Below are 12,508 nucleotides of genomic sequence, written 5' to 3'. Positions count from 1 at the left end.
GGGCGGGCGCCGGGCGCCTGCCCGGCCCGGCTCACCAGCCGGGCGGCGGCGACGAGGGCGGTGGCGGTCCGAAGCCCCCGCCCTGCGGGTGGCCGTACCCGGGTTCCTCGGCCGCGTCCTGCCCGGAGCCCTGCCCGGCGGGCGGGTAGCCGTAGCCGGGGGCGCCCGGGTACGAGGAGCCGGAGGCCGGGGAGTACGGGGTCCCGGGGGTCGACGGGTATCCGGAATCCGGACCCGGGAACGAGGACGGGTACGGGTAGCCGTAACCGGGTGCCCGGCCCGGAGCGCCGGGCGGCGGGTAGCCGTACCCCGGGGCGCCCGGCCCCCAGCCCTGTCCGTCCTCGGCGGGCACGCCCCGGCGGGCGGTGGCGATGAGCGCGGCGATACCGGCGAGCGCGAGGAACACCCAGGACAGCAGGGCCAGTTGCCCTTCCGTACCGAGGCCGGAGTAGTCCTGGAAGAGATCCAGCCGGACGCCCCGGGCGATGCCGAGACCACCGGAGAACACCAGGAAGGCCGCGGCGACCGTGCCGAACGGCCGGGAGTGCGCCGCGCGCGCGAGCCCTGCGGCGGCGGCGAACAGGGCGAGCAGCGCCACGCCCGCGGTGGACCAGCCGGCCGGTACGTCGACGAGCATGGCGCCGACCACCCGCCCGCCGAGGTACCAGTCGGGGTAGACCTCGTCCGGATAGATGAAGAGCTGCCGGATCTCCCAGGCGATCAGCACCGCGCCGGAGGAGCCGAGGGTGAGGAAGGCGGTGACCGCGGGGCCCGAAGCGGGCCGGACCGGCGCGGGGAGCCCCGTCTCCCGGGCGGGCCGCCGGCCGGCCGCGGCGGTGACGATCATCGCGATCGAGACGGCGAGGGTGACGAAGGTGCTGATCAGCGCACGGGTGCGCAGCTCGTCGGGGTAGCGGCCGTCCATCCACGAGGCGCCGATGATCCAGACGCCGGGGAGCCTGAGCAGCAGGGTGGTCACGCCGGTGGCGACGAGCGCGGGGGCGGCGGCCGGTGAGCGGCGCACGGCGAAGGCGGTGGCCGCCTGGACGACGAGGAGGACCAGGGCCCCGCCGGTGGTGGTGGGCACCGCGCCGGGGAAGCGCTCGGGCACTCCCGACCAGAAGTCCCAGAGCGGGCCCGGTCCGCCGAGGGCCCGCAGGTCCCGGACGATCCAGCCGGCGGTGATCAGTGCGAGCACGGCGCTGAGGGCCGTACCGGTGATGCGTGCGCCCCGTGTGAGTGTCACGCGAGCGATACTCCACCGCCCCGGACCACCCGGCAAGGGGCCCCGCGCGGGGCATTTCCCCCGCGCTCCGGGCGTCCGGAAACGGGAAACCGGCCGGCACGACGCGAAGTCGTCCCGGCCGGTCCACGGCACCCGCACGGCCGTACGCTGTTCATGGTGCGACGTCCGTATATCGGTGTGGCGACGGGCGCGTTGCCTCACTGTTAACGATGCTCCGGCCTGCCGTCAGGCCCTCGTGCGGCGAGTCGTGCAGCAGCCCGGCCCGCGCGGCCGCCGCCCCCGTCTGGAAGCGGCTCGTCGCCCGCAGGCTGGTGCTCAGGCCCGCCACATGGCGGCGGAAGCTGCGCACCGAGACACCGAGCCGGCGTGCCGCCGACTCGTCCTTGAGTCCCTCCGCGAGCAACTGGGCCACCGCGCGGTGGACTTCGTCGATCGTCCCGCCGTAACCCAGCTCTTCGGAGCACACCGGTGAGGCCGTCTGCCACATCGCTTCGAAGAGCCCGCGCAGTTGGCACACGACGGCCGGGTCCCTGACCACGACCGTGTCGCCGGGGAACGCGGTGTCGGGGAGGAACGCCACCTCTCCGTCGACGAGGGTCATCTCGCCGCGGAGCTCGCGGACCGTCCGTGTCTCGCCGCCGGACTCGGCCACCTGGGCCGCGTGCGCCCGCAGCACCAGGCTCGCCCGTGCCGAGTGCTGGTAGAGGCCGCGCAGCCGCAGACCGCGCCCGGCGGCCGCGAGGTCACGCCGGACGGCGGTGTCGGCGAGGGCGGCCTCGCCCGCGTCCGGCCCGGGGCGCACCGTGAGGACCTCGTCCCGTGCCTCGTAGACGGCCGAGAGCAGCGCGGCGTCGAGTGCGGCCCGGCCCTGGAGGACTTCGAAGCCCCGGCCGCGGTCGCGGTGTCTGCGGCCCTCGTCGAAGAGGGGCCGCAGTTCGGCCAGGGTGCGGCGCATGGCCCGCGTCCGCCGGAGCTCGGTGTCCACCGCCTCCTGCCGCTCGCGCAGTTCGCGTTCGGCGGGGTCGAGCAGCTCACCGGCGGCCGCCCTCGGATCGACGGCGCTCCAGAGGCCCTCGCCCCGGGTGACGAGCCGCAGCGACAGCAGGGTCTCCAGTGCGTCTTCGAGTGCGGAGCTCGTCAGACCGGCGTCCTCGCACAGCTGTCGGTCCGCCGGTCTGGGCCCCGCGGACAGCGCGGCGTAGACCCGTACGGCATCGTGGCCGAGTTCAGGCAGCACGGTCGGTCACCTTCCCCCACATTCAGCAACGCGCCGCAGTATCACCGGCGTTACGGATGTTGCACGAGGGGTGTATCACTCCGTGAGAATCAGGCCCCGCCGAATCACCCTTTACGGGGACAGCTCCTGTGTCTGTTTGCTGTCGGCACCTTCCTGCCACTGGCCGGGCGGTCCCGGCCGGTCCGCCTCCTCTGCCAGAGTCCGTGCCGATCGCCCGGCAGGAGAGCAACGACCGGAGGAATCCCCCATGACCACCGCACTCACCGACGTATCCACCACCTGGCGGATCAGTCCCGAGTTCACCTTCACCGACGAGGAGCACGCGGCCCTCGTCGACGCCCTGAGCACGGTGACGGCCAACCCGTACCGGCTCTACGAGGCGCACCTCTTCCAGATCAACCGGCTGATCGCCGACGGAGTCGTCCCCCAGCGCTTCCGCACCTACGTGGACACCCTCGCCACCCGGGACCGCAAGGCGGAGCCGGTCGTGGTCTTCAAGAACGTGCCGTACGACCGTGACGTGCCGGTCTTTGACTTCGACGAGCCGGTCAAGTCCAAGTACGAGCTGAAGAAGACGTTCGTCGCCGAGGGTTTCCTCGCGCTCTTCGCGCAGCTCGCGGCCACGCCCGCCATCGGCTATCTGAACGTCAACGACGGCGATGTCTTCCAGGACATCTACCCCAAGCGTTCGATGCAGTCGAGCCAGTCGCAGAAGGCGCTCAACCAGATCCACTTCCACAAGGACCTCGCCAACCACTTCGTCCGCCCGGACGAGGTCTACATGGTGGGCATGCGGAGCAACCCGGAGAACGAGGTGTACACCTCCTTCGTCCGGAACATCGACGTGATCGCCGCGTTCGACGAGGCGGAGCTCGAACTGCTGCGCAGCCCGCAGTTCTACACGCCCTTCGACGACCTCACCGTCATGGGCGGCAGCCTCGAACTCGGCGAGGCGGACAAGCACCCGATCATCGGCGGCGAGGACGACCTGCGCTACTTCGAGAACCGCACGCGCGGCCTCACCGAGGAGGCCATCGCGATCGTCCCGAAGGTGTCGGCGGTCCTGCACGCCCTGAAGCAGCGGGTGTTCGTCGAGCCCGGCGACTTCGTCATCACGTACAACAACCACACCGTGCACGCCAAGGAGGTGCTGGAGGTACGCAGGCCCGACGACCTGCGCACCCGTTGGATCCTGAAGACGGTGAACGTGGACGATCTGGCCCCGCACGAGCAGCACTTCATGCCCGGCACCAGTCACCTCGTGAACGGCTGACGTGAGACCGGCCCCGCCGTGCCGGCCCGACGGGACCTGCGTGTGCGCGTCGCGGCTGCACGGCACGGCGGGGGAACGGGCCGTACTCCCGGCCGGCGCGGCCGTCCTCGGACTCCGGGACGCGCGCCGGCCGCTGATCGCCCTCGGGCCGCGGCCGGTCGCGGACCCGGTGGCCGTCCGGGCCCTGCTGGCACTGGTGGTCGCGGAGGTACTGCCGGTCATGACCCTGGGGCGGGCGGCCCCGCTCCTCCCGGACGAACACCCACTCCACCTCGGAGCGTTACCCGGACCGGGGGAACTGCTGGTCAGGACTATCCTCCGGCGGGCCGACGTGGTTGTCTGGGTGGACGGTCCCGCCGCGGCGAGCGACTGCGCACGGGCCTTCACCGGCCTGGTCTCGGCCTACGCACGGGACGGGGGCGCGGACCGTACGGACTGGTGGGCCGAGATCACGAGTTGCCGGCTCCACCACCGACAGCGGCGTCGGACGAGGGAAGCGGCACCTCACCGGGTGCCCCTCACGGACATGCCCCGGAACCACGGGTGACGCGTGCCGTCCGGCAGAGGCTCCGCGCGCGTGCCGCACGGCGTTCGCGCGCCACGGCGTTCGCGCGCCCCTCCATGACGGATTCCCCCCGACGACGGACTCCCTCCTTCGACGGACTTCAGAACGCCAACAGAGAGTGACAGTCATGCCGACGCTGGCCGCCATGGTCGAAGAGAGCGCCCGGCTCCGCCCGGGAGCCGTCGCGGTGGAGGGCGCCGAACACGCGCTCACCTACGAGGAACTGCTCGTCCGCGCACGGGAGATCGCCGCCGGCATCACCGCCGCGGACGCCCGCTGCGTCGCCGTCACCGGGGAGCGGGGACCCGCCCTGGTCGCCGCGGTCCTGGCCACCGTCCTCGCCGACGTGCGCCTGGTGCTGATCGATCCGGAGCTGCCCGCCGCGCGCCGCGCCGCGATGACCGCCGCGGCGGGTGCCGTACTGCGCCTCACCGCCACCGCCGGCGGCCGGGTGACGGCCGAGCCGCTCGCCCCCGAGGAGCGCTCCGACGAGAACGCGGGCGAGGACTCCGCCGCCCCCTCCCCCGGTTACGTCTTCTTCACCTCCGGCACCACGTCCACGCCCAAGGCGGTCCTCGGACGCTGGTCCGGCGTCGCCCACTTCGTCGGCTGGCAGCGGGACATCTTCGGGATCGTGGAGGGCGACCGCTTCGCGCAGCTCACCGGGCTCTCCTTCGACGTGGTGCTCCGCGACCTCTTCACCCCGCTCGTCTCCGGCGCCACCGTCTGCGTGCCGCCCGCCGGTGCGGCGACCGGCCGGGACGGGATCGTCGGCTGGCTGCGCGGCGCGCGGATCAGCGTGGTCCACACCGTGCCCTCGCTGGCCGCACGCTGGACGTCCACCGCGTCCGCCGCACCCGGCGGCGCGCTGCGCCTGACCTTCTTCGCGGGCGAGCCGCTGCCCGGGGCGGCCGTGACCGGCTGGCTGGAGCACTTCGCGGACACCAGGGTGCTCAACCTGTACGGGCCGTCCGAGACGACGCTCGCCAAGTTCTGGCACGACGTGACCGTCCCCGCGCCCGGGGTCCAGCCGGTCGGGGCGCCGCTCCCGGAGACCGAGTTCAGGCTGGTGGACGGCGAGGTGTGGATCGGTACCCCGCACGCCACCGACGGCTACCTCGGCGCCCCGGACGAGCAGCGCGCCCGCTTCGTCACCGCCGCCGCGGCCGAGGACGAGGCACCCCGCGCCTGGTACCGGACCGGGGACCTCGGCGAGCTGGACGAGGACGGGGCGCTCCACCTGCGCGGCCGCTCCGACTTCCAGGTGAAGATCGACGGGAACCGGGTCGAGCCGGAGGGCATCGCCGCCCTGCTGCGCGAGCACCCCGCCGTGCGCAACGCCGTCGTGGTGGCCCGCCCGCGCGAGGACGGATCGGTGCGGCTCGTCGGCTACTACGAGGCCGCCGCCGAGGACGCGCCCGAGGACGAGATCCGCCGCTGGTCCGGCACCCGGCTGCCCGCCGCGCACGTGCCGTCCGTACTGCGCCGCCTCGACCGGCTCCCGCTGAGCGCCAACGGCAAGGTGGAGCGTGCCGCGCTCCCCGACCCCTTCGCGGCCGGACCGGGCGACGGCGCGGACGGCGGCCCCGAGGACGGACGGGCGGCCGACCCCTTCACCCGTACCGTCGTGGACGTCTTCCGGCACGTGCTGCCGGACGCGCCGGACCGGAGCGACTCCGACTTCTTCGACTGGGGCGGCACCTCGCTGGACTCCGCCGAACTCGCCGTCCGCCTGCTCTCGGCCACCGGCCGGCGGATCGAGATGAGCGAGATCTACGCCCTGCGGACGCCCGCCGCCATCGCCGGGGTGCTCCGCGACCGCGAGCCGGACACCCAGGACGGCATCCCGCACGGCGAGCGGCCCGCCACCACCGGACTCTCGCCGCAGCAGCGCCGCTACCGCAACGTCTACCTGCCCCGCGTCAACCGCTCGTGGAGCAACATGCCCGCCCTCTTCGCGCTCCCCGACGGGGTGGACGCCGAGGCGGTCGAGAGCGCCCTGCGCACGGTGCTGACCCGGCACGACAGCCTGCGGGCGTACTTCACCGAGGAGTCGGGGGGTTCCCCGGACGACGCCGGGCTGCGGCAGCACTTCCTGGCGGTGGAGGACGTGCGCGTGGAGGTGGAGACCGACGACCTGCGCGGGCTCCCCGAGGACGAGCAGGACGTCCGGATGCAGGAGCTGCGGATCGCCGGTGCCAACACCCCGATCGACATCACCCGCGCCCCGCTCTTCCGGACCCGGCTGCTGCGGCACCACACCGGCCGCTCGACGCTGCTGTGGACCGTCCACCACATGGTTTCGGACGGTTACAGCCAGCGCCTGCTGCACCAGGAGCTGACCCACCTGCTCGCCGGCGAGCCGGAGCGGCTCCCGCACCTCCCCATCGGTTACCGGGACTACATCGCCTGGCGCGCCGCCCCCGGCTCCGCCGAGCGCACCGCCGAGGCCCATCGCCCGTACTGGCAGGGCGTGTTCGGCCGGCCGTACGAGCGTCCTTTGCTGCCGCTCCTGGAGGGCGCGGCGGAACCGGCGCGCGGCATCGCCCACCAGTTCCCGGTCCCCGACGAACTGCGGTCCGAGGTGGCCGCGTTCTGCCGGACGCACGGGACCACCCCGTTCTCCGTGTACTTCGCCGCGTACACCCTGATGTGCCACGACCTCTTCGGCCGCGAGGACCTGGTGATCGGCACCCCGGCCGCCGGGCGCACCCGGCCGGAGTTCCAGGAGCTCATCGGCAACTTCATCTCCCTGGTGGGCATCCGCCACCGCCTGGGCGAGACCGGGGACTTCGCCGCGCTGGTCGCCGCGCTCCAGGAGCGCACGGTGCTCGCCATGGAGCACCAGGACTACCAGTACGACCAGCTCATGGCGGACATCGGCGCCGTCACCGACGACGACCGCTTCCCGCTGACCACGGTGTTCCTCTCCCTCGTGGAGGTGCCCGCCGACCAGGCGGCGACCCTGCGCGCGCCCGCCCACCGGGACCTCGGCTGCGAGGTGAAGTTCGACCTGATGGGCTACCTCAAGCGGGCGGGCGACATGATCGCCCTCGAATTCGACACCCGACAGGGCCTGTTGAGCCCGGAACGGCTCGAAGAGCTGGCCGGCGTCTTCCTCGCCCACCTCCGCTCCGGCCTCAAGGAGGGCTGACCGCCATGCACGCAGTCATGATCTGCTCCGGGGCCCGAACCCCCTCGCCCCGTCTGCTCGCCCACCCGCTGATCGACCGGCTCAGTGTGATCACCGAGACCGGCCACACGGCCCGCTACCCCGGCCATGTGACCGTGGAGACCGTCGACGACATCCACGACGTGGAGCAGGTCCTCGGCGCGGCCTGGCGGATTCTCCGGCATGGCCCGGTCGACGGAATCCTCGCCCCGTACGAGGTCGGGCTGCCGGCCGCCGGGTACGTCCGTACCGCCTTCGGGCTGCCCGGTCCCGGGCACGACACCGTCGCCGGGTTCACCGACAAGTACGTCATGAAGACCCTGCTCTCCCGTGCCGGGCTGCCGATGGTCCCGTTCGCGGGGGCGCACAGCGACGAGCAGGTGCACCAGCGGGCGGCGGAGCTCGGCTGGCCCGTCGTCGTCAAGCCCGCGCACGGCGGTGGCTGCAAGGGCGTCGCCGTCGTCTCCGGGCCGGGCGAGGTGGACCGGTGGCTGTCCGAGGGCGGCAGCCCCGGCCCGCGGCTGCCCACCGTCGTGGTGGAGCGCGAGGCCGAGATCCTCGCCGAGTACCACGTGGACGGAGTGGTGGAGGACGGCCGGATCCGATTCGTCGTCACCTCCCGCTACCTGGAACCCGTACTGGGCCGCATCGGCCAGGGCGACCCGTACGGCTCGTACCAGCTGCCGCTCGACCACCCCGACCACGAGGCGATCGCCGCCCTGCACGCGCGGACCGTCGCCGCGCTCGGGCTGCGCTCGGGCGTGACGCACCTGGAGGTCTTCGCGACCCCCGACGGCTTCCGGGTCTCGGAGATCGCGTGCCGCCCCGGCGGCGGCGGCATTCCGGCGGCCATCCAGCAGCGCCACGGCGTCGACATGTTCGACGTGTGCGTGCGGACCTCCCTCGGCCTGCCACCGCTCCCGGAGGACACCGGCTGGGAGGACGTCGCCGGCAAGCACGACGGGGTGCCGTGGTTCGGGCACTGCGGGCTCGCCCTGCGGCAGGGCGAGATCACGGAGATGACCGGCGGGGACGAGCTCGCGGCGCTGCCCGGTGTCGCCCGCGTCGACCTGCTCAGCCGCGTCGGCGACGTGATCTCGGGCCACATCTACTCCGCGTCGGGGGCCGGCTTCGTCCATCTGACGGCGGACACCGAGGAACAGGTCCGGGAGCGGCTCGCGGCCGTCCGCGAGCTCTACACGATCCGGACCGCGCCCGTCCCCGCCGCCGGATGACCACCACGCAAGGAGCCACCGTGCCCTCCCCCCACGTCACCCATGTCCTCGTGGGTTACAGCGCGCTCGTCATGACCGAACTCGACCGGTTCCTCCCCGAGGCGTCCGTGCTGATCCTGGAGGAGCCGCACGTCATCGCCGCCCGGGACGTGCACACCGCGGCGGCGCGCCACGCCTGCGTCGCGGAGGTCCGGCCGGCCGCCACCCAGGACGAGACGAACGCCGGGAAGCTCGCGGCGGAGGTCGGGCGCCCGCCCGCCGTGCGCGCGGTGCTGCCCGCCGTCGAGTACGGAGTGGTCGCCGCGGCGGCCCTCGCGGAGGTGTGGGGCCTGCCCGGCGCGGGCCCCTACGCGGCCCGCGTGCTGCGCGACAAGCTGGAGCTGCGCGAGGTGGCCGCCGCGCACGGCATCGACCAGCCCGCCTGGACGGAGGCCACCGGGCCGCGGCGGGTGGAGACGTTCCGGGCCGGACACGGCGGCAGTTGCGTCCTCAAACCCGCCAACCGGCAGGCCAGCCTGGGCGTGGTGCTCCTCGGCCCGGAGGACGACCTCGCCGAGGCGTGGCGCCACACCGTCACCGCCGACGAGCCCAACCTCCGCGCCCCCGGCCGCGAACCGGCCCGCTACGCCGTGGAAGAGCGGCTGTACGGTCCCGAGGTCAGCGTGGAGGCACTCGTCCACGAGGGCAGGACCGGCTTCCTCAACATCACCGCCAAGAAGGTGCTGCCGGGCCGCTACCCGGTCGAGCTCGGCCACACCGTGCCCGCTCCGGAGACCGGCAGCGACGGGGCCCTGCGGACCGCGATGGACCAGCTGGTGAGCGCCTTGCGGTTCGGCACGGGCATCCTGCACGCGGAGTGGGTCCTCACCCGGGGCCGCCCGCACCTCATCGAGTGCGCCGGGCGGCTCCCGGGCGACCGCATCCACACCCTGATCGACCTCGCCTACGGGGGCGACGGCATCCTCCGCGACCTCTTCGCACTGATGGCGGGCGAGGGCCCGGTGCCCGCGCGGCCGGCGGTACGGGGCGCCGCCGTCGCCTTCCTGCCGCTGCCGGCCGCGCCCTGCGAGGACGCCGTGGTCACCGCCGTCACGGGAGCCGACCGCGCGGGCGCCCTGCCCGGCGTGGAGGAACTCGTACTCGCCGTGGCACCCGGCGCGGCCGTCGGCGCCGTCACCAACTCGTGGCAGCGCGCCGGGTACGCCATCGCCACCGGCGGCACGGCGGCCGAGGCGGCCCGTACCGCCGAGGAGGCCGCCGCGCTGGTCACCCTCACCGCCGGGCCCCGGCCGCACGGGGGCGGGTGACCGGTGGAGACTCCCGACGCGTCACGGACGGCGGCCCGCCGCCGCATCACCCTGCGGGACTACCTCCCCGGCACCCGGGCAGGGCGGGTCTTCGCCCTCTCCACCCTGATGAGCGCCTTCGGCACGGGGCTCTTCCTGGCCGGGTCGACCGTCTTCTTCGTGCGCGAGGCAGGTCTGACCAGGGTGGAACTGGGGGCGGGGCTCGGCATCGCCGCGTTCGCCGGGCTCGCCGCGACCGTGCCGATCGGCGCCCTCGCCGACCGCCTCGGCGCGCAGCCCACCCTCGTCGGCGCGCTGCTCTGGCGGGCCCTGTGCTTCGTGGCCCTCGCCTTCGTCCACGGGCCGTTGGCCTTCACCGTGGTCGCCTCGTGCCAGGCGGCGGCGCAGAACGCCACCGGGCCCGTCACCCAGGCGCTCATCGGCAGCGTCACCGAGGAGAGCGACCGGACCCGCACCATGGCGGTGGTGCGCACCGTGCGCAACATCGGCTTCTCGCTGGGCGCGCTGGCCGCCACCCCGCTGCTGCTCGCCGACGGCCACTGGCTCAGCCGGTCCATCCTGATCGGCAACGCGGCGGCGTTCGTCGTCTCCGCCCTGCTGCTCGCCGGTCTGCGCACCCCCCGCCCGGTCAAGGCCGCCGCCTTCCGCAATCCGCTGGCGGCCGTCCGCGCCTTCGGCGACTGGCGCTACCTCTGCCTGACGGCCCTCAACTCGGGCCTGACGCTGCACATGACGCTGCTCGCCGTCGGGCTGCCGCTCTGGGTCACCGAGCACGACGGGGCCCCCGACGCGCTCGTGCCGGCGCTGATCCTCGTCAACACCGTGCTGGCCGTGCTGCTCCAAGTCCCCTTCGCCCGCGACGTGTCCGGTGCCCGCGCCGGGGCCCGGGCGCTGCGCCGGGCCGGTCTCGCGCTCGCGGGGTGCGCGGCCCTGCTCGCCGTACCGGTCGGCGCCCCGTCCTCGGTGGCGGTGGTGGCCGTGCTGCTGGCCTGCGCTCTGCTGACCGGCGGGGAGCTGTGGCAGGCGGCGGGCGGCTGGGAACTCAGTTACGCCTACGCCCCCGAGGAGCGGAAGAACCTCTACCTCGCGGTCTTCAGTCTCGGCACCTCCGTGCAGGACATGGCCGGTCCGCTGCTGATCACCGGTGTGGTGCTGGCCCTCGGCGGGCCGGGCTGGCTGCTGCTCGCCGCGTTCTTCGCCGGGCTCGCCGTGCTGGCGGGCGTCACCGTGCCCCTGCTGGAGCGGCGGCCCGCCGCCCCGGCCCCTTCCGTCCCCTCCACGACAGGATGACGATCACCATGAACCCGGCCGGCCTCACGGTGCTCGGCGCCGAGGCGCCCTCGCTGCTCGACGACTGGGACCGGCTCGCCGCCACCGGTTCGTTCTACACGGGCGCCCCCTGGCTGGAGTTCAGCGACACCGACAAGATCGCCGAGGCCCGCTACCTGGTGGCGCGTACGCCCCGGGGCCCGGTCGCCGCACTCACCGCCCACTGGTCGCCGCGCGAGAACAACGAGCGGTACGTCCCCGCCGAGGTGCTGCCGTCCGTGCTCCCGGCGACCGCCCCGGGCGCGCTCCTCCTGGGTGGCCGGCGCGGCTATCTGTCCGGCCCGGCGCTGGACCCGTCGGCCGGTGAACGGGAGTCGGGCGAGGCCCTGGGCGCGCTCCTCGACGCGGCGGCGGCGTGGCGGCCCGAGGCGGGCGGACGGTGGTGGTGGCCCTACCTGACCACCTCGGACGCCACGACGGTCCGCGCGGCGCTCGCCGCGTCCGGCGCCGCGCCTTCGCCCGGCGCCCATCTGCTGGGCGCCGACTGCTCGATCGACGTGACCGAGGGCGGTCTGGACGCCCATGTGGCGGGGCTGGCGACCAAGCAGCGCCGCACCAACGCCCGTCGCGAACTGCGGGCGTTCGAGGAGAGCGGGCTGCGGATCGTCCGCACCACGCTGGCCCCGCACACCGACGTGCTCGGCCCGCTCCTCGCCAACGTCCAGCAGCGGTACGGCCACGCGCACGGCCCGGAGCAGATGACCTCGCTGCTGCGCAGGCAGGCCGACCGCCTCGGGGCCGACTCGGTGGTCTTCCTCGCCCTCGCCCCCGGCGACGAACGCCCGGTCGGCTTCTGCCTCGCGTACCGCCACGGAAGCCAACTGGCCGTCCGCGTGGTCGGGTTCGACTACGACCGGCTGCCGGGAGCGGCGGAGTACGCCCAACTCGCCGTCTACGAACCGCTGCGCCACTGCCACGAGCACGGGCTGACCCGCCTGGAGCTCGGCATGGAGTCGTACGAGGCCAAGTGCCGCCGGGGCGCGAGCGCACGGCCCCTGTGGGCGCTGGCCCCGGGGGCCGGGCAGGACGAGGCGGACCACACCGCCCGGCGGGACGCCCTGGCGGGCGCCTTCCCCGCCCACGAGGCGGCCCGCTTCCGCGCCGAGGCGGACGCGGGGCGCGCCGCGCTCGGCTGAGCTCCCTG

Annotated in this window: 9 protein-coding genes; 7 read left to right on the top strand and 2 right to left on the bottom strand. The window is 74.2% G+C overall.

Going from position 1 to position 12,508, the window contains the following annotated elements; all coding sequences use genetic code 11:
- Window positions 1–31: 31 nt before the first annotated feature.
- Complete coding sequence (locus OHA55_RS21325) at window positions 32–1,246, bottom strand: hypothetical protein (protein WP_266708670.1); 1,215 nt, start codon at window positions 1,244–1,246, stop codon at window positions 32–34.
- 151 nt (window positions 1,247–1,397) lie between these two features.
- Window positions 1,398–2,483, bottom strand: coding sequence for a hypothetical protein (locus tag OHA55_RS21320; protein ID WP_266708668.1), 1,086 nt, complete (start codon window positions 2,481–2,483; stop codon window positions 1,398–1,400).
- Window positions 2,484–2,730: 247 nt separating this feature from the next.
- Between OHA55_RS21320 and OHA55_RS21315 the strand changes: the two genes are divergently transcribed.
- The 7 genes from OHA55_RS21315 (at window position 2,731) to OHA55_RS21285 (ending at window position 12,500) form a co-directional block, all read left to right on the top strand.
- A complete protein-coding gene (locus OHA55_RS21315; RefSeq protein ID WP_266708666.1) occupies window positions 2,731–3,756 on the top strand; it encodes a hypothetical protein in 1,026 nt (341 codons plus the stop codon).
- A 40-nt stretch (window positions 3,757–3,796) separates the two neighbouring features.
- Entirely contained in the window at window positions 3,797–4,303 is a 507-nt protein-coding gene (locus OHA55_RS21310) for a hypothetical protein (RefSeq protein ID WP_266708664.1), read from the top strand.
- Window positions 4,304–4,448: 145 nt separating this feature from the next.
- Window positions 4,449–7,475 carry a condensation domain-containing protein gene (locus OHA55_RS21305; protein WP_266708662.1) on the top strand — a complete coding sequence of 1,009 codons (3,027 nt, stop codon included), beginning with the start codon at window positions 4,449–4,451 and terminating at the stop codon, window positions 7,473–7,475.
- A gap of 5 nt (window positions 7,476–7,480) precedes the next feature.
- A complete protein-coding gene (locus OHA55_RS21300; protein ID WP_266708660.1) occupies window positions 7,481–8,728 on the top strand; it encodes an ATP-grasp domain-containing protein in 1,248 nt (415 codons plus the stop codon).
- 20 nt (window positions 8,729–8,748) lie between these two features.
- Entirely contained in the window at window positions 8,749–10,035 is a 1,287-nt protein-coding gene (locus tag OHA55_RS21295; protein WP_266708658.1) for an ATP-grasp domain-containing protein, read from the top strand.
- A gap of 3 nt (window positions 10,036–10,038) precedes the next feature.
- Window positions 10,039–11,325, top strand: a complete 1,287-nt coding sequence (locus OHA55_RS21290; protein WP_266708656.1) for an MFS transporter — start codon at window positions 10,039–10,041, stop codon at window positions 11,323–11,325.
- On the top strand, window positions 11,322–12,500 hold the full coding sequence (locus tag OHA55_RS21285) for a GNAT family N-acetyltransferase (RefSeq protein ID WP_266708654.1): 1,179 nt from the start codon (window positions 11,322–11,324) through the stop codon (window positions 12,498–12,500). Before OHA55_RS21290 ends, OHA55_RS21285 begins: the two co-directional genes overlap by 4 nt.
- Window positions 12,501–12,508: the final 8 nt, after the last annotated feature.

This window comes from Streptomyces sp. NBC_00102 (genome assembly GCF_026343115.1).
GTDB lineage: Bacteria > Actinomycetota > Actinomycetes > Streptomycetales > Streptomycetaceae > Streptomyces.
The sequence above is the reverse complement of the archived record's forward strand: the minus strand, read 5'-3'. Positions and strand labels throughout refer to the sequence as shown.

Coding starts and splice junctions, on each gene's coding strand:
- OHA55_RS21315 (WP_266708666.1), top strand. CDS start 2,731: ATGACCACCGCACTCACCGACGTATCCACCACCTGGCGGATCAGTCCC.
- OHA55_RS21300 (WP_266708660.1), top strand. CDS start 7,481: ATGCACGCAGTCATGATCTGCTCCGGGGCCCGAACCCCCTCGCCCCGT.
- OHA55_RS21285 (WP_266708654.1), top strand. CDS start 11,322: ATGACGATCACCATGAACCCGGCCGGCCTCACGGTGCTCGGCGCCGAG.
- OHA55_RS21305 (WP_266708662.1), top strand. CDS start 4,449: ATGCCGACGCTGGCCGCCATGGTCGAAGAGAGCGCCCGGCTCCGCCCG.